Consider the following 16,654-nt stretch of genomic DNA (forward strand, 5'->3'; position numbering starts at 1 on the left):
ACTTACAAATGCAATATAAGTTAAAAATAAGTTAATGCAAGTTTAAAAACTTGATGGCGTGCACGAAATGCAAAAACGGTGAGAACCGGAGCAGGTACTCCGGTTGGCAGGATCAGACGTTGAAAGGGGAGGTGTTATCCAGCACGGCCTGAATCACGTTCAGTGCACCTTGATGGTTATTATCGTCGGTCTGATAGCGGGCAATAAATTTGATGTTCTCGGCTGCATTAGCCATGGCGAAAGAGTAGTGCGCCATTTTCAACATTTCCGCATCGTTGCCACTGTCGCCGATGGCGACGACGTTTTGTGGTGACAGGTTCCAGCGTTTTAGCAGACGGCTGATACCATTGGCTTTATGTAAACCTGGAATAATCAGATCGATAAACCCGAAGCCGCTGGTGACGGGTTTCATAATACCGTCGAGAGCAGTATGCAGGTGATCGATAACCAGCGGGATTTGCTGGTCAGGCAGATTCAGCGAGAATTTGAACAGCACATCATCGATGTCCTGATAATCTTTAACTGGCTTCAGTCGGTGATAGTGTTTTGACATCAACGCCACAAAGGACTCCGGCGCATTTTCGCTAACGTAAGCGCTTTGCAGACCACAAGCCACAAAATTGAGCTGCTTATCTTTTAGCAGTTCACCAATCACAACTTGCGATTCATGGCGAGTCAGTTCGCCGTGAAACAGCTGTTTACCATGCTCAAACACCAATGCACCGTTCTCGGCGACAAAAGAGATCTCATCTTTGAGTTCCGGGAAAAAAGAGATGAGCTGGTAATACTGGTTGCCGCTGGCCACGACAAATTCAATGTTGCGTTTTTTCAGTTCCTGATACTGCGCCATAAATCGTACGCGATCGTACTTTTTGGCGTCGTCGAGAAACGTTCCGTCCATGTCGGTGACGATAACGTTGATGGTCATACTGGCTCCTGGCTCATAACTGCGACCAGAAATATTCTAATAACAATGTGACCTGAAGCACAAATTTAATTTCGAATGAAAGTTTTCCCGTTGTCTTTCACGCCACAGGTGCGTGAAAGACGGGGGATTGTGCTGTCGTTGTAGGCCGGATAAGCGCCAGCGCATCCGGCAATGGGGAGGGTAGTGTGCCGGATGGCAGTGTGGAGTCTCATCCGGCCAGCAATATTGTTTACAGCATATGTTCAGTTCGCGCGATGATATCGTCCTGCGCATCCGGAGACAGCGCAGTGAAGAAAGCGGAATAGCCTGCGACACGAACGACCAGGTCACGGTACTGATCCGGGTGTTTTTTCGCGTCCAGCAACGTTTCACGAGACACGATGTTGTACTGAATATGCCAGCCTTTGTGCTCTTCAAAGAAAGTCCGCAGCAGGAAAATCAGCTTTTGCTTATCGGATTCATTCTCCAGCGTGGCTGGGTTTAGCTTCTGGTTTAACAACACGCCGCCGAGAATCGAACCGGTCGGCAGTTTACCCACCGAACCAATGACCGCCGTTGGGCCGAGGTGGTCAGTACCGGAAGCCGGGCTTGCACCTTCAGCCAGCGGCGTATGTGCTTTACGTCCATCCGGCGTTGCCATGGTTGCCGCGCCAAAGGGTACGTTTGCGGAGATGGAAGAGGTCCCGGCATAGTAGTTACCGCCAACCGGGCCGCGGCCGTAGCGCGGATTATGATACTGCTTAAGTTCGTCGATGTAAGTCTGATAAGCGCGAGCCAGCAGCGTATCAACAGTGTCGTCGTCGTTACCGTACTTTGGTGCACCGTTGATTAAACGCTGGCGCAACTGCTCGTGGGTCAGACCGTCAAAATCGTCGGCCAGTGCGGCCGCCAGTTGCTGCTGACCGATTGTTCCTTGTTCAAAGACCAGTTTCTTCACCGCAGCCAGACTGTTGCCGAGGTTGGCGATCCCGACCTGTAATCCGGATACCCAGTCATATTTTGCGCCACCTTGCTTAATGCTTTTTGCGCGCTCAATACAATCGTCTACCAGTGCGGAACACAGAATGTCATGCACGTTCTCTTCCAGCATGGTGTCGACGACATATTCAATCTCAATAGATTTACGCGTGTAGTAGCGGATCTGCGTATCCCAGGCATCCATCACTTCGTCGAAATTGTTGAAATTACCGGCTGAGAGCGCTTTTTCCTGTGGCAGGAACACCTTGCCGCTGGTGGCATCACGACCTCCTTCCAGCGCCGCCAGCATAACGCGGGCAAAGTTAATAAAGCTCATGCCCGTGCAGCGGTAGCCCCATTTGCCTCCCACGGCGGTTTCGATGCAACCGATGGCCGCATAGTCATAGGCGTCCTCGGGTTCAATGCCGAGTTTGATAAATTCCGGGATAACGATTTCATCGTTATTGAATGCCGGCATGCCAAAGCCGCAGCGGATCACCTGCACGCAGGCGTCCAGGAAGTCATTACTCATCCCTGCGTGATAACGCACGCTCAGGTTTGGCTGCGTAGAACGCAGGCGGCCGCAGGACTCCAGAATGGCGTAGGAAAGTGGATTGACGGCATCCACCGCCTGACCCTTGATCAGATTCTGACCACCAATGGTGACGTTCTGATACAGCGGGCTGCCCGCCGAGGCTTTCGAGTGGGAGCCGGAGCGGATTTTGTTCACTTCCAGCAGCTTCAACCAGCAGCTGTGCAGCAGCTCAATGGCGTGCTCGCGGTCTAGGCTCTGGTTCAGCTCAACGTCGCGACGGTAGTACGGATAGAGATATTGGTCCATTCGGCCAAACGATACTGAGTGACCATTGGACTCAATCTGCAGGATCAACTGAATGAAGTAGCACAGTTGCAGCGCCTGCCAGAAGGTTTTTGGCGGTTCGTGGGCGATCACCTCGCAGTTTTCCGCTATTGCCAGCAGCTCATTGCGACGGTGGGTACGGGCTTCTGTTGAAGCCATCTTACGTGCCAGGTTGGCAAAGCGGGTAATGTGCAGGCTGACGGCCTCCAGCACAATATCAATTGCTTTCAGGAACTGTTCGCCATGGAGATCTTCAAGGCGGGTCAGATTGATGCGGGAACGGCGCTCATCAACTTTGTGGCGCAGGCCATCAATCCCTTTTTCCAGTAGCAGCGGGAAGTTCACCGCCAGGTGCGCATCCCCGGAGGTCATATTGCCCTCGGCTTTGATAATGCCGGTTTCCAGCAGCCCTTTTTGCTCGTCGGTAAACATCCCGTAGCAGCGATCCTGAACGGTCTGACCCCGCCACCACGGACACACTTCGTGTAATACGCGTTTATTCTCCTCGCTTACCGCGAAGCCTGCGCCCGGTCTGTCGGCGAGGTCGTCGATCTCTTTTTCGATCCACGACACGGTATATTCCGGGAAGACGGGGGCGGCGCGCACTTCGCTTGCCTGGTTGCCGATGATCAACTCGTCATGTTTGATCCAGATAGTGCGCTCCGCCAGGTGATGAGCCAGTGCCAGCGCACGACGTACCGGGATGGGTTTATCCAGGTGCTGCTGGTACATCTCGGTATAGTGCTGGGCGCGCTCGGTACAAACCGGTGGCTTCACGATGTGGATCAGTGCTGTTTTATGCGCGTTGATGCGGTCGCTGAGTGTGTCCAGTTTCAGAGTCGTCATGGCAGTTATCCTCGTAGGGTCGCGGTTAAACCTTTAAGGCTGGCGTACTGCTGGGCAAATTCGAGCAGTGCAGGCGCATCAAGCGGTTTTTCCGGGGCGTTGTAGGGTTGATTGAGTAAGAGGTATTTGTTGATGCCCAACGTGTGATAGGGCAAAAAATGGATCTCATCGACGTGCAGTTCGTCGGCAGCAAAATCGGTAATGGCCTGAATATCTTCAGCGTTGGCATTGAATCCCTGAATCAGCGGTACGCGGATAATCATTTTTTTACCCGCGGCGGCCAGTTTTTTCAGATTTTCCAGCACGCGTGCGGCACGCCCATCGGTCCACTGTTTAAACGGGGCGTCAGCCACATGTTTTAAATCAGCAAGAAACAGATCGATATGGGGTAATGAAGGCGCAATATATTTCCATGGGACATGCAGACAGGTTTCGACCGCCGTATGAATACCTGCATCGTGGCTGGCTTTGAATAATTCGGCTGCCAGCTCCGGCTGCATAAACGGTTCGCCGCCGGACAGGGTGATTCCACCGCCGCTGCGATCGTAAAACGGTTTATCACGCAGGACGGTTGTCATAATGTCTTCCACGCTTTTTATCTCTCCGCAGACGGTCAGCGCCTGAGTCGGACAGCAGTCGGTCAGCGCAGTGAGAGCGTCATCGGTCAGTTTTTCACGGTGAATAAGCAGGCCATTCAGCGCACGTTCAACCACTTCCGGTGCAGCCTGCGCACACAGATCGCAACCCTCGAGGCACAAACGCGCGTCATAGAGCAGATCCTGCGTGCGGGCGCGGCTTTCCGGATTCTGGCACCAGCGGCAGCCCAGGGAGCATCCTTTAAGAAACACCACGGTACGAATACCGGGGCCATCGTGAGTGGAATAGCGCTGAATATTAAAAATCATAAGCGGCCTCTTTTCTTTCGTATAAAGATTAAATTACTTTCGAATGAAAGTTATATTGACGTGCGTCAACTAACCGTGAGGTTTCGCCGTGCTACCTTTTATTCATGCTAATTATTCGTTTGAGGAAAGGTTATGGAACTCTATTTGGATACGTCTGATGTGGCCGCGGTAAAGGCCCTGGCGCGTGTTTTTCCGCTAGCGGGGGTGACAACCAATCCGAGCATTGTGGCGGCAGGTAAGCAGACGCTGGACGTGCTCCTGCCGCAATTGCAGGAAGCGATGGGAGGGCAAGGACGTCTGTTTGCTCAGGTAATGGCGACGACAGCGGAAGGTATGGTCAGCGATGCGCGTAAACTGCGGGCAATCATCGCGGATATCGTGGTCAAAGTGCCGGTGACGGCAGAAGGTCTGGCGGCGATTAAGTTGCTGAAGGAAGAGGGTATCCCGACATTGGGGACGGCGGTATACGGTGCTGCTCAGGGGCTGTTAGCTGCGCTGGCGGGAGCGGAATATGTTGCGCCATACGTAAACCGCGTGGATGCGCAGGGGGGAGATGGCATTCAGACAGTGAACTCTCTGCAGCGCTTACTGAAAATGCATGCGCCGCACGCCAAAGTGTTGGCCGCCAGTTTTAAAACCCCACGCCAGGCGCTGGACTGCCTGCTGGCGGGCTGCGAAGCCATTACGCTGCCGCTGGATGTTGCACAGCAGTTGATTAGCTCCCCGGCTGTTGATGCTGCCGTGGCGAAGTTTGAACACGACTGGCAGAGCGCGTTTGGGCGGACGTCTCTCTGATGCTGTTGCCGGGTGGCGCTAACGCTTACCCGGCCTGCGTTCGGGCCGTTGTAGGTCGGGTAAGGCGAAGCCGCCACCCGACTTTTTTACCGACTACAAACCTCACACCCTGGGTTACGCATCAGCTTCATTTCGCGAAACTGGCAGGTCATGGCGTCATACATCACGATTTTACCGGATGCCGGTTTACCGTAGTTTGCCAGCAGCTTAATGGCTTCCATCGCCTGAAGTGAACCTATCACACCGATGAGCGGAGCCATTACACCGGCTTCTACACAGGTCAGGGCATTTTCACCGAACAGGCGACTCAGGCAGCGATAGCAGGGCTCACCCTCCTGGTATGTGAAGACCGTAATTTGTCCTTCCATGCGGATTGCCGCGCCGGATACCAGTGGAATCTTTGCGGCGAAGCAGCCGGCATTGAGCTGATTGCGGATACTGACATTATCGGTGCAGTCCAGCACCAAATCATGTTCGGCGATCAGCGCATGAATTGCGGTATCGTCGAGAAGGGCATTCACCGGCGTAATAGCGATATAGGGATTAATCCGCGCCAGTGCGTCGCGTGCCGACTCTACTTTGGGTTGGCCAATGGTTGCGTCACTATGCAGCGTCTGGCGTTGCAGGTTTGAAACGGACACGGTGTCAAAGTCGAGCAGGGTTAACTGCCCGACGCCAGCGCCCGCCAGATACTGGGTGGCAGCACAACCAAGCCCACCCAGACCCACGACCAGTACCCGCGCTTCCTTGAGCGCTTCCTGGCCTTCAAAATCGAAGCCGCGCAAAATGATTTGCCGGTTATAGCGCATCATCTCCTGGTCGCTGAGTTCCGCCATTACAGGCCTCCAAACAGGGCGTTAAACGGCTCGACCTCAACCCATTCTCCTGCTTCGACGTTGCCGCGATCGCGCTCCAGCACGATAAAGCAGTTGCCGAGGCTAAAGGAGCTAAAAATATGCGATCCCTGATGTCCGGTGGTGGTGACTTCCAGTTCGCCTTCTGCGGTACGCTGTAATACTCCGCGCTGAAAATCCAGACGGCCAGGCGTTTTCTTCAGGCGTGATGCGGTGCGCACACGCTGGCGTGGTGGCAGTCCGCAAGCGGTGTTACCGCTGAGTTTCGCCAGCAACGGTTGTACCAGTTGATAGAACGTGAGGGCCGCGGAGACCGGGTTTCCTGGCAGGCCGCAAAACCAGCTGTTGCTTAATTTGCCGAAAGCGAACGGTTTACCCGGTTTGATGGCCAATTTCCAGAAGGCAATCTCTCCCAGCTCTTCCAGAATGGTTTTGGTGTAGTCTGCTTCACCCACCGACACGCCACCGGAGCTGATGACAACATCGGCCTGGCTGTCGGCTTCGATAAATGCGGCGCGTAGCGCGTTAGGATCGTCGCGGATAATCCCTAAGTTGATTACTTCACAGCCCAACTGTTGCAGCATCAGATGCACGGTCAGGCGATTGGTATCATAAATCTGCCCGTCGCCCAGCGGCTGACCAGGCAGTTGCAGTTCATCACCGGTGGAGAACAACGCCACGCGGACTTTACGCACAACCTGTGCCTGCGCAATACCCAACGAGGCCAGTACCGGAAGTTCTGCGGTTGTCAGGCGTGTTCCCGCCGGAAATACCACCGCGCCGTTGGCGATATCTTCACCGCGCAAACGAATATTTTGTCCTCTGCGGACGTCGGCGGTAAAACGAATACCGTCGTCAGTTTGTTCTGTCTGCTCCTGCATGACGACGGCTTCACAACCGGCAGGTACCGGGGCGCCGGTCATAATTCTAATGCAGGTTCCCGCAGGCCATTCACCATGGAAAGGCTGACCGGCAAAGGCTTTACCTGCAACGGAGAGCGGCTGGCCGGATTGCAGATCGGCCAAACGCACCGCATAACCATCCATTGCCGAGTTATCGAATCCAGGGACATCAATGGGAGAGACGATATCGGTCGCCAGAATACGGCCAAAGCATTGAACCAGTGGCAGCGTTTCGACGGCGGTGAGCGGGGTAATACGCGAAAGCATCTGAGAGAGAGCCGTTTCAAGCGGCATCAGTCCGGCGGTAAATTCCATGTGAAGACTCCTGCGGGGCAAAATCGAATCCGGTTATTATGTCAGAAAATGGACGCGGACAGTATGCCACCTCAGGCTTAGAATCCGATCTGCTAAAGGTTTTACACCCGAGAGTCACGCTGCAGGAAAAATGCGGTATAAACTCAATATTTCCGTTCTTTTTTGCCCTGGGGGCTAAATGACGAATACGATCCCGGACTCAATTCGACGACAGGTGAATGCCGCCAGCGTGCTGATTGCACGGATTATCGAGGGCAATCTGGTTGCTATTCATTTGTATGGATCTGCTGTTGAAGGGGGATTAAAACCCCAAAGCGACATCGATTTGCTGGTTACCATCAGGCAACCGCTGGATATGCAGCAAAGAAAAGAATTGATGCAGGGTTTTCTGGAAATATCAGCACCGCCGGGCAGTGCCGATAGCTATCGGGCACTGGAAGTGACTATCGTGGTCTATTCGCAACTGGTGCCGTGGCGATTTCCACCATCAAGAGAAATGCAATTTGGTGAATGGTTGCGTGATGATATTGGTGAGGGAATTTATGAGCCCGCACAGCCAGATCCTGATCTGACTATTCTGCTGACGCAAGCCCGTCAGTGCAGCATTTCGGTATTTGGTGAGTGTGCAGAGACGTTATTCCATGCTATCCCGGCACGCGATGTCTTACAGACTTTTCGTCATATTCTTGAACTGTGGCGCGAGCCGGCGGATTTACAGGGGGATGAGCGCAATATTATCCTGACGCTGGCGCGTATCTGGTATAGCGTCGTGACCGGTAATATTGTTGCTAAAGAGACGGCCGCATCCTGGCTGATACCGCAATTGCCCGCTGAACATGCCGCCATGCTGCAGGCTGCGCGTTCGGAGTATCTGGGGTTAACCACCGTGGATTGGACCGAATCGATGCCGTCGGTTGAACGTTTTGTCGGGTACGCAAAAACACATATTGCCGGGCTACTGAAATAGTTTATCTAACCGCATCGGGAATAAGCCTGGCGTATTCGTGAACAACTGCCGCTTATTTCACCGCTATCCGTAGGTTAATAGGATTGGCTCTGTAGAAGGGGCCTTTACCTTTACATGACGTCTGCATCTTTCTATATTCAAAAATCGAATCAATAACTCACAGAAATTCTGATATTTATAACCCCGTTACCTGCCACCTTAATGGATGAAAAAAATGGGCAAAGCAGTCATTGCAATTCACGGCGGCGCAGGGGCAATAACCCGCGCAGCGCTAAGCCAGGAGCAGGAGTTGCGTTATATACAGGCACTGTCAGATATCGTTGAAACCGGTCAACGTATGCTGGAAGCGGGCCGTAGCGCGCTGGATGTTGTCACTGAGGCTGTGCGCCTACTGGAAGAGTGCCCCTTGTTTAACGCCGGAATTGGCGCTGTGTATACCCGTGATGAAACCCATGAACTCGATGCCTGCGTCATGGATGGTAATACCCTGCAAGCGGGTGCTGTTGCCGGAGTCAGCCATCTACGTAACCCGATCCTCGCGGCGCGTCTGGTGATGGAACACAGTCCTCACGTCATGATGATTGGCGAAGGGGCGGAGAAGTTTGCGATTGCACAGGGCATGGAACGCGTTTCTGCTGATGTTTTCTCTACCCCTGAACGCTATGCGCAACTGCTGGTGGCGCGTGCTGAGGATAAAACGGTACTTGATCATAGCGGCACACCGCTGGACGAAAACAACAAAATGGGCACCGTCGGCGCGGTGGCGCTGGATGTTTTCGGCAATCTGGCTGCGGCGACTTCGACTGGCGGAATGACCAACAAATTACCGGGGCGGGTGGGCGACAGTCCTTTGGTTGGCGCGGGTTGCTATGCCAACAATGCCAACGTTGCGGTTTCCTGTACGGGAACCGGAGAAGTATTCATTCGCGCGCTGGCGGCCTATGACATTGCGGCGCTGATGGATTATGGCGGCCTGAGTCTGTCAGAGGCGTGCGAGCGCGTGGTGATGGAAAAGTTGCCGGCGCTGGGCGGCAGCGGTGGATTAATTGCTATCGATCATGAAGGGAATGTGGCTTTGCCGTTTAACAGCGAAGGTATGTACCGCGCATGGGGATACGCTGGCGATACGCCAACCACCGGTATTTATCGGGAAAAAGGAGATAGCGTTGCCACACAGTGATGAGCTTGATGTTAGTGACGTACTGGCCGTCAGCAACCTGAATATCGCCTTCGAACAGGAGCAGCAGCGTATCAGCGCCGTACGAAATCTGTCGTTTCGCCTGAAACGTGGTGAAACGCTGGCGATTGTTGGCGAATCCGGTTCCGGAAAATCGGTAACGGCCTTATCGCTGATGCGTCTGATTGAACAGGCGGGCGGCGAGGTAAGCTGTGATGCGATGCTGCTACGGCGGCGCAATCGGCAGGTGATTGAACTCGGCGAGCAAAGCGCAGCCCAGATGCGCCATGTGCGCGGCGCTGACATCGCGATGATTTTTCAGGAGCCGATGACGTCGCTCAACCCGGTGTTTACCGTCGGCGAACAGATCGCTGAGTCCATTCGTCTACACCAGGGGGCCAGTCGCGAAGAGGCAATGGTGGAAGCCAAGCGCATGCTTGACCAGGTTCGAATTCCCGAATCGAAGGCCATCTTATCGCGCTATCCACACCAGCTTTCCGGCGGAATGCGCCAGCGAGTGATGATCGCCATGGCGCTATCATGCCGACCGGCGGTGTTGATTGCTGATGAGCCGACAACGGCGCTGGACGTCACTATTCAGGCGCAGATCCTGCAACTGATAAAAGTGCTGCAGCAAGAGATGTCGATGGGGGTCATTTTTATCACCCACGATATGGGGGTGGTGGCAGATATCGCTGACCGTGTGCTGGTGATGTACCAGGGTGAAGCGGTCGAAACGGGCAGCGTTGAGCAAATTTTTCATGCTCCTCAGCATCCTTACACTCAAGCGCTGTTGGCGGCTGTGCCGCAACTTGGGGAGATGCGCGGGCACGACCTTCCGCGACGCTTCCCGCTTATTTCTCTGCAGAATCCTCATCATGTTGAACCTCAAACCGAGCAGGACACGGTGGTTGAGGGAGAGCCGATTCTGCGGGTTCGCAACCTGGTGACACGTTTTCCCCTGCGTAGCGGCATCCTAAATCGCGTGACCCGCGAGGTGCATGCGGTGGAAAACGTCAGTTTTGATCTCTGGCCCGGCGAAACGCTTTCACTGGTTGGCGAGTCGGGTTGCGGTAAATCAACGACCGGGCGGGCATTGTTGCGTCTGGTGGAGTCCCAGCGTGGGGAGATTTTCTTCAATGGACAACGCATTGATACCCTGGCCGCCAGCAAGTTGCAGCCGCTGCGTCGGGATATCCAGTTTATCTTCCAGGACCCTTATGCGTCGCTCGACCCGCGCCAGACGGTGGGATATTCCATCTTAGAGCCATTGCGGGTGCACGGTTTGTTACAAGGCGATGCGGCGACAAAACGGGTCGCGTGGTTGCTGGAGCGTGTCGGGTTGCTACCTGAGCACGCCTGGCGCTATCCGCACGAATTTTCCGGCGGTCAGCGGCAACGTATCTGTATAGCCCGGGCGTTGGCGCTCAATCCAAAAGTGATCATTGCCGATGAGTCCGTCTCGGCACTGGATGTCTCTATTCGCGGGCAAATTATTAACCTGTTGCTCGACCTACAGCGGGAAATGGGTATTGCGTACCTGTTTATTTCCCACGATATGGCGGTGGTGGAGCGTATTAGTCACCGCGTGGCGGTGATGTACCTGGGGCAGATTGTTGAGATCGGTACCCGACGGGCGGTGTTTGAGAATCCACAGCATCCCTACACGCGAAAACTTATGGCGGCAGTCCCGGTTGCCGATCCATCGTATCAAAGGCCACAGCGCGTGCTGTTGTCGGATGATATCCCCAGTAATATCCGCAAACGCGGTGAAGAGATCCCCCCGGTTTCACTCCAGTTAGTGGGACCGGGGCATTATGTTGCGCGTGCGCCAGCGGAAAATGCGCTTTCGCGTTTATGACAGGCAGGCAGGGTTTAAGGAGAATAACATGGCAAAAATTGTTGCTCGTAAATGGCTGGTTGCTCTGGGGGTCGCCTCAGCGCTGGCTGCATCCCCGTCCTGGGCTGCCAAAGATGTGGTGGTTGCGGTAGGGTCCAATTTCACCACGCTCGACCCTTATGATGCCAACGACACGTTGTCGCAGGCGGTAGCCAAGTCGTTTTACCAGGGACTGTTCGGCCTTGATAAAGAGATGAAGCTGAAAAATGTGTTGGCGGAAAGCTATACCGTTTCTGATGATGGCCTGACGTATACCGTTAAACTGCGACAGGGCGTGAAGTTTCAGGATGGGACTGACTTCAATGCGGCTGCGGTAAAAGCCAACCTTGATCGCGCCAGCAATCCGGAAAATCACCTTAAACGCTATAACCTGTATAAGAATATCGATAAAACCGAGGTTGTTGATCCCGCTACGGTGAAGATTACGCTGAAGCAGCCATTCTCTGCCTTTATCAATATTCTGGCGCATCCGGCTACGGCGATGATATCTCCGGCCGCGCTGGAGAAATACGGGAAAGAGATCGGTTTCCATCCGGTAGGGACGGGGCCGTACCAGCTTGAAACCTGGAATCAGACCGACTTTGTCAAAGTTAAGAAGTTCGCGGGCTACTGGCAGCAAGGGTTGCCAAAGCTTGATACGATTACCTGGCGTCCGGTAACGGACAACAATACGCGTGCGGCAATGCTGCAAACCGGGGAAGCGCAGTTTGCTTTCCCCATTCCGTACGAGCAGGCCGCGTTACTGGCGAAGAATAAAAACCTGGAACTGGTCGCCAGCCCGTCTATTATGCAGCGTTATATCAGCATGAACGTCACGCAAAAACCGTTCGATAATCCGAAGGTGCGCGAGGCGTTGAATTATGCCATCAACCGTCAGGCGTTGGTGAAAGTGGCGTTTGCGGGTTATGCCACGCCGGCAACTGGCGTTCTTCCGCCATCGATAGCCTATGCGCAAAGCTACACGCCGTGGCCTTACGATCCGGCAAAAGCACGCGAATTACTGAAAGAAGCGGGTTATCCCAACGGCTTTACCACCACGCTGTGGTCATCTCACAACCACAGCACCGCGCAGAAAGTGCTGCAATTTACCCAGCAGCAGCTGGCACAGGTGGGCGTGAAGGCTCAGGTCACGGCGATGGATGCCGGGCAGCGGGCCGCAGAAGTTGAGGGCAAGGCGCAGAAAGAAAGCGGGGTACGGATGTTCTACACCGGCTGGTCGGCGTCTACGGGCGAAGCGGACTGGGCGCTGTCGCCGCTGTTTGCGTCACAAAACTGGCCGCCAACCTTGTTTAATACCGCGTTCTACAGTAACAAGCAGGTGGACGCTGATTTAACGGCGGCATTGCAGACTAACGATCCGGCGCAAAAAGCGCAGTTGTACAAAGACGCGCAGGATATTATCTGGAAAGAGTCGCCGTGGATCCCGCTGGTGGTGGAGAAACTGATTTCGGCGCACAGTACGAATTTGACCGGATTCTGGATCATGCCCGACACCGGGTTTAGTTTTGATGACGCGGATTTGAAATAAGCTATTCATTCGGCCCTGCATGGACGGGGCCGGCGAAGGGAGTCTGATGCTCAACTATGTTTTCAAGCGCCTGCTGGGGTTGATTCCGACGCTGTTAATTGTGGCGGTGCTGGTGTTTTTGTTTGTTCACTTGCTACCCGGCGATCCGGCGCGGCTTATTGCCGGGCCGGAGGCTGATGCAGAGGTGATTGAGTTGGTACGTCGGCAGTTGGGCCTGGATCAGCCGCTGCACGTTCAGTTCTGGCATTACATGACCAACGTATTACAAGGCGATTTCGGTACCTCGATGGTTTCTCGCCGTCCGGTTGCCGATGAGATTGCCAGCCGTTTTATGCCGTCGCTGTGGTTGACGATCGCCAGCATGGCGTGGGCGGTTTTGTTTGGTATGACGGCGGGGATCATTGCCGCCGTTTGGCGCAACCGCTGGCCTGACAGGTTGAGTATGACGTTGGCGGTCACTGGGATCTCTTTCCCGGCCTTTGCGCTTGGCATGCTGTTAATGCAGATCTTTTCCGTTGAGTTGGGTTGGCTACCGACCGTAGGCGCGGATACCTGGTTGCACTACATTCTCCCTTCAATCACGCTAGGGGCGGCGGTGGCGGCGGTACTCGCCCGTTTTACCCGCGCCTCGTTTGTCGATGTGCTTAGCGAGGACTATATGCGCACCGCGCGGGCGAAGGGAGTGAGTGAAACCTGGGTGGTGCTAAAACATGGTCTGCGTAACGCGATGATCCCGGTTGTCACGATGATGGGGCTGCAGTTTGGCTTTTTGCTGGGTGGCTCGATTGTGGTTGAGAAGGTATTCAACTGGCCTGGGCTTGGGCGATTGTTGGTCGACTCAGTTGAAATGCGTGACTATCCGGTGATCCAGGCCGAAGTGTTGTTGTTCTCCCTGGAATTTATTCTTATCAACTTAGTGGTGGATGTACTCTATGCCGCCATTAATCCGGCTATCAGGTACAAGTAAGGATGCGATTTTTTAACTGGCGCCGACAGGCGATTTTAAATGCGATGCCCCTCGTTAAGCCAGATCAAATACGTACGCCGTGGCATGAGTTCTGGCGTCGTTTTCGTCGTCAACATGTTGCGATGATCGCGGGGTTATTTGTGCTGGCCCTGATCCTGGTGGCCATCTTTGCCCGTTGGTTGACCCCATTTGATGCTGAAAACTACTTCGATTACGACCGGCTGAATGACGGACCGTCGATGCTGCACTGGTTTGGCGTGGATTCGTTAGGCAGGGATATTTTTAGCCGCGTACTGGTTGGCGCACAAATTTCGCTGGCGGCCGGGGTCTTTGCCGTCTTTATTGGCGCGGCGATTGGCACGGTGCTGGGGCTGCTCGCCGGGTATTACGAAGGCTGGTGGGATCGGCTGATTATGCGTATCTGTGACGTACTGTTTGCCTTTCCGGGGATATTGCTGGCAATAGCAGTGGTGGCGGTGCTGGGAAGCGGGATTGCGAATGTGATTATTGCGGTTGCGGTGTTTTCCATTCCGGCTTTTGCGCGACTGGTTCGTGGCAATACGTTGGTGCTTAAGCAACAAACATTTATTGAGTCAGCACGCAGCATTGGTGCCAGCGACGCGACCATTATCTTTAACCATATTTTGCCGGGTACGGTCTCTTCAATCGTGGTTTTTTTCACCATGCGTATCGGGACGTCAATCATTTCTGCCGCAAGTCTGTCCTTCCTCGGTTTAGGCGCGCAGCCGCCGACGCCAGAGTGGGGGGCCATGCTCAATGAAGCGCGGGCTGACATGGTGATCGCGCCCCACGTGGCGATTTTCCCGGCGGTGGCGATATTCCTGACGGTGCTGGCGTTTAACCTGCTGGGGGATGGGTTGCGCGACGCGCTGGATCCGAAAATTAAAGGGTGAACCGTAGGCCTGATAAGACGCTTTAGCGTCGCCATCAGGCGTTGCCGGATGCGGCATAAATGCCTTATCCGGCCTACGTTGGGTTACGCTATTTAAACGCGCGTGCCCCACAGATCGTATTCATCTGCGTTTTCGACTTTCACGCGGAGGATGTCGCCAGGCTTCACGTTGGTTTCGCCATTCAGATATACCGCACCGTCGATTTCAGGGGCATCAGCCATACTTCGACCAATCGCGCCTTCTTCGTCAACTTCATCAACGATGACCAGAATCTCGCGGCCGACTTTCTCCTGCAAACGTTCAGCAGAGATCTGCTGCTGCAGTTGCATAAAGCGGTTCCAGCGTTCTTCTTTTACCTCTTCCGGGATTTGATCTGGCAGATCGTTGGCTCCTGCACCTTCTACCGGGCTGTATTTAAAGCAGCCGACGCGGTCAAGACGCGCTTCTTTCAGGAAGTCGAGCAGCATCTGGAAGTCTTCTTCGGTTTCGCCCGGGAAGCCAACAATAAACGTTGAACGCAGGGTCAGTTCAGGGCAGATCTCACGCCACTGTTTAATCCGTGCCAGCTGTCGGTCCACAGAACCAGGGCGTTTCATGAGTTTCAGAATACGCGGGCTGGCGTGCTGCAGTGGGATATCCAGATACGGCAGGATTTTCCCTTCCGCCATCAGCGGGATCACATCATCGACGTGCGGATACGGATAGACGTAGTGCAGACGGGTCCAGATACCCAGTTTTGACAACTGTTCGCACAGGTCAACCATGCTGGTTTTAACCGGCTCGCCGTTATGGAAACCGGTACGATGCTTCACATCCACACCGTAAGCAGAAGTATCCTGGGAGATCACCAGAATCTCTTTCACGCCTGCATCGACCAGACGTTTAGCTTCGCTAAGAACGTCGCCAATCGGACGGCTCACCAGATCACCACGCATGGATGGAATAATGCAGAATGTGCAGCGGTGATTACAGCCTTCAGAAATCTTCAAATAGGCATAATGGCGCGGGGTCAGTTTGACACCCTGCTCTGGAACCAGACTCTGGAACGGGTTGTGCTTCGGCTTCGGCACGTAGTGATGCACGTGCTCCAGAACCTGTTCGTAGCTGTGCGGTCCGGTAATTTCCAGCACCTTCGGGTGGACTTCACGGATCTGATCGACTTTGGCACCCAGACAGCCAGTGACGATCACTTTGCCGTTTTCGTTCAGCGCTTCGCCAATGGCTTCCAGTGACTCCTGAACGGCGCTGTCGATAAAGCCGCAGGTGTTAACGATGACCATATCCGCATCGTCGTAACTTGGCACAACATCATAGCCTTCGGTACGAAGTTCGGTCAGGATGCGCTCAGAATCGACGAGGTTTTTCGGACAACCTAGTGATATAAAACCAATTTTTGCCATTTTCTTATACTGTACATTGCTCGTAATCGGGGGATTATACAGATGCCTTCACACGACATCTATATCTGATCGGCATAATACACAGAGAACACCCATCACGTGTTTCTGTTAGTGAAAGGTGTTTAGCGAGTCTAATTCCGGCTTTAAGTGCCACTTCTTGGCTATAGAAACTGATTATCGTAAATTTTATCTCGTCGAGCGTTATTAATGAGGTTTATTTTGAAAGAAATTGTTTTGAAGTCGAAACTTGAAATGGCTAAAACACTGTATGCTAACGGAGTGAGTTTATATTATATCTCCCTGGCTACGGGGCTGAGTTGGCGGGTATTAATGTCGGAATTAAGTTTTCTCGCCAGTCATGAAGTCATTCGAAATAAAGCTGACGTTCGCAAAGCAGATTTTAAATAATTCACCTGTCTGTTACGTATCCTACAATATTA

The 16,654-nt window shown here is 53.8% G+C and carries 14 protein-coding genes; 8 read left to right on the forward strand and 6 right to left on the reverse strand.

The features are described from left to right. Nucleotides 1-112 precede the first annotated feature (112 nt). From NNN64_RS04315 to NNN64_RS04325, 3 genes are all read right to left on the reverse strand, one after another. Nucleotides 113-928, reverse strand: a complete 816-nt coding sequence (locus NNN64_RS04315) for a Cof-type HAD-IIB family hydrolase (protein WP_271440605.1) — start codon at nt 926-928, stop codon at nt 113-115. Between the two features lie 229 nt (nt 929-1,157). Then, the gene (locus tag NNN64_RS04320; protein WP_271440606.1) at nt 1,158-3,590 is read right to left on the reverse strand and encodes a formate C-acetyltransferase/glycerol dehydratase family glycyl radical enzyme; all 2,433 of its coding nucleotides are present in this window, start codon (nt 3,588-3,590) and stop codon (nt 1,158-1,160) included. A gap of 5 nt (nt 3,591-3,595) precedes the next feature. After that, on the reverse strand, nt 3,596-4,495 hold the full coding sequence (locus tag NNN64_RS04325; RefSeq protein ID WP_271440607.1) for a glycyl-radical enzyme activating protein: 900 nt from the start codon (nt 4,493-4,495) through the stop codon (nt 3,596-3,598). A 132-nt stretch (nt 4,496-4,627) separates the two neighbouring features. Here NNN64_RS04325 and fsa point away from each other — a divergent pair, with 132 nt between their 5' ends. After that, nucleotides 4,628-5,290, forward strand: a complete 663-nt coding sequence (gene fsa / locus NNN64_RS04330) for a fructose-6-phosphate aldolase (RefSeq protein WP_271440608.1) — start codon at nt 4,628-4,630, stop codon at nt 5,288-5,290. Nucleotides 5,291-5,376: 86 nt separating this feature from the next. On the opposite strand, the gene moeB is transcribed toward fsa, so the two are convergent. Further along, complete coding sequence (gene moeB, locus NNN64_RS04335) at nt 5,377-6,126, reverse strand: molybdopterin-synthase adenylyltransferase MoeB (RefSeq protein WP_271440609.1); 750 nt, start codon at nt 6,124-6,126, stop codon at nt 5,377-5,379. Further along, nucleotides 6,126-7,361 carry a molybdopterin molybdotransferase MoeA gene (gene moeA, locus NNN64_RS04340; RefSeq protein WP_271440610.1) on the reverse strand — a complete coding sequence of 412 codons (1,236 nt, stop codon included), beginning with the start codon at nt 7,359-7,361 and terminating at the stop codon, nt 6,126-6,128. Before moeA ends, moeB begins: the two co-directional genes overlap by 1 nt. A 178-nt stretch (nt 7,362-7,539) precedes the next feature. On the opposite strand from moeA, the gene NNN64_RS04345 reads away from it, so the two are divergent. From NNN64_RS04345 to gsiD, 6 genes are all read left to right on the forward strand, one after another. Next, nucleotides 7,540-8,328, forward strand: coding sequence for an aminoglycoside adenylyltransferase family protein (locus NNN64_RS04345; protein ID WP_271440611.1), 789 nt, complete (start codon nt 7,540-7,542; stop codon nt 8,326-8,328). Between the two features lie 214 nt (nt 8,329-8,542). Then, nucleotides 8,543-9,508 carry a beta-aspartyl-peptidase gene (gene iaaA / locus NNN64_RS04350; RefSeq protein WP_271440612.1) on the forward strand — a complete coding sequence of 322 codons (966 nt, stop codon included), beginning with the start codon at nt 8,543-8,545 and terminating at the stop codon, nt 9,506-9,508. Then, nucleotides 9,495-11,366 carry a glutathione ABC transporter ATP-binding protein GsiA gene (gene gsiA / locus NNN64_RS04355; RefSeq protein ID WP_271440613.1) on the forward strand — a complete coding sequence of 624 codons (1,872 nt, stop codon included), beginning with the start codon at nt 9,495-9,497 and terminating at the stop codon, nt 11,364-11,366. Before iaaA ends, gsiA begins: the two co-directional genes overlap by 14 nt. A 28-nt stretch (nt 11,367-11,394) precedes the next feature. After that, complete coding sequence (gene gsiB / locus NNN64_RS04360) at nt 11,395-12,933, forward strand: glutathione ABC transporter substrate-binding protein GsiB (RefSeq protein ID WP_271440614.1); 1,539 nt, start codon at nt 11,395-11,397, stop codon at nt 12,931-12,933. Nucleotides 12,934-12,979: 46 nt separating this feature from the next. Continuing rightward, on the forward strand, nt 12,980-13,900 hold the full coding sequence (gene gsiC / locus NNN64_RS04365; RefSeq protein ID WP_137384302.1) for a glutathione ABC transporter permease GsiC: 921 nt from the start codon (nt 12,980-12,982) through the stop codon (nt 13,898-13,900). A 2-nt stretch (nt 13,901-13,902) separates the two neighbouring features. Next, on the forward strand, nt 13,903-14,814 hold the full coding sequence (gene gsiD / locus NNN64_RS04370; protein ID WP_137384301.1) for a glutathione ABC transporter permease GsiD: 912 nt from the start codon (nt 13,903-13,905) through the stop codon (nt 14,812-14,814). 92 nt (nt 14,815-14,906) lie between these two features. Here the strand turns inward: gsiD and rimO are convergent, their stop codons facing one another. Then, on the reverse strand, nt 14,907-16,214 hold the full coding sequence (gene rimO, locus NNN64_RS04375) for a 30S ribosomal protein S12 methylthiotransferase RimO (protein ID WP_137384300.1): 1,308 nt from the start codon (nt 16,212-16,214) through the stop codon (nt 14,907-14,909). A gap of 219 nt (nt 16,215-16,433) precedes the next feature. On the opposite strand from rimO, the gene NNN64_RS04380 reads away from it, so the two are divergent. Then, a complete protein-coding gene (locus tag NNN64_RS04380; RefSeq protein WP_271440615.1) occupies nt 16,434-16,622 on the forward strand; it encodes a glycine cleavage system protein T in 189 nt (62 codons plus the stop codon). Nucleotides 16,623-16,654 lie beyond the last annotated feature (32 nt).

Origin of the sequence: Citrobacter sp. Igbk 14, from assembly GCF_028069825.1 — a bacterium.
In the GTDB taxonomy this organism is placed as follows: Bacteria; Pseudomonadota; Gammaproteobacteria; order Enterobacterales; family Enterobacteriaceae; genus Citrobacter.

Coding starts and splice junctions, on each gene's coding strand:
- NNN64_RS04315 (WP_271440605.1), bottom strand. CDS start 928: ATGACCATCAACGTTATCGTCACCGACATGGACGGAACGTTTCTCGAC.
- NNN64_RS04320 (WP_271440606.1), bottom strand. CDS start 3,590: ATGACGACTCTGAAACTGGACACACTCAGCGACCGCATCAACGCGCAT.
- NNN64_RS04325 (WP_271440607.1), bottom strand. CDS start 4,495: ATGATTTTTAATATTCAGCGCTATTCCACTCACGATGGCCCCGGTATT.
- fsa (WP_271440608.1), top strand. CDS start 4,628: ATGGAACTCTATTTGGATACGTCTGATGTGGCCGCGGTAAAGGCCCTG.
- moeB (WP_271440609.1), bottom strand. CDS start 6,126: ATGGCGGAACTCAGCGACCAGGAGATGATGCGCTATAACCGGCAAATC.
- moeA (WP_271440610.1), bottom strand. CDS start 7,361: ATGGAATTTACCGCCGGACTGATGCCGCTTGAAACGGCTCTCTCTCAG.
- NNN64_RS04345 (WP_271440611.1), top strand. CDS start 7,540: ATGACGAATACGATCCCGGACTCAATTCGACGACAGGTGAATGCCGCC.
- iaaA (WP_271440612.1), top strand. CDS start 8,543: ATGGGCAAAGCAGTCATTGCAATTCACGGCGGCGCAGGGGCAATAACC.
- gsiB (WP_271440614.1), top strand. CDS start 11,395: ATGGCAAAAATTGTTGCTCGTAAATGGCTGGTTGCTCTGGGGGTCGCC.
- gsiC (WP_137384302.1), top strand. CDS start 12,980: ATGCTCAACTATGTTTTCAAGCGCCTGCTGGGGTTGATTCCGACGCTG.
- gsiD (WP_137384301.1), top strand. CDS start 13,903: ATGCGATTTTTTAACTGGCGCCGACAGGCGATTTTAAATGCGATGCCC.
- rimO (WP_137384300.1), bottom strand. CDS start 16,214: ATGGCAAAAATTGGTTTTATATCACTAGGTTGTCCGAAAAACCTCGTC.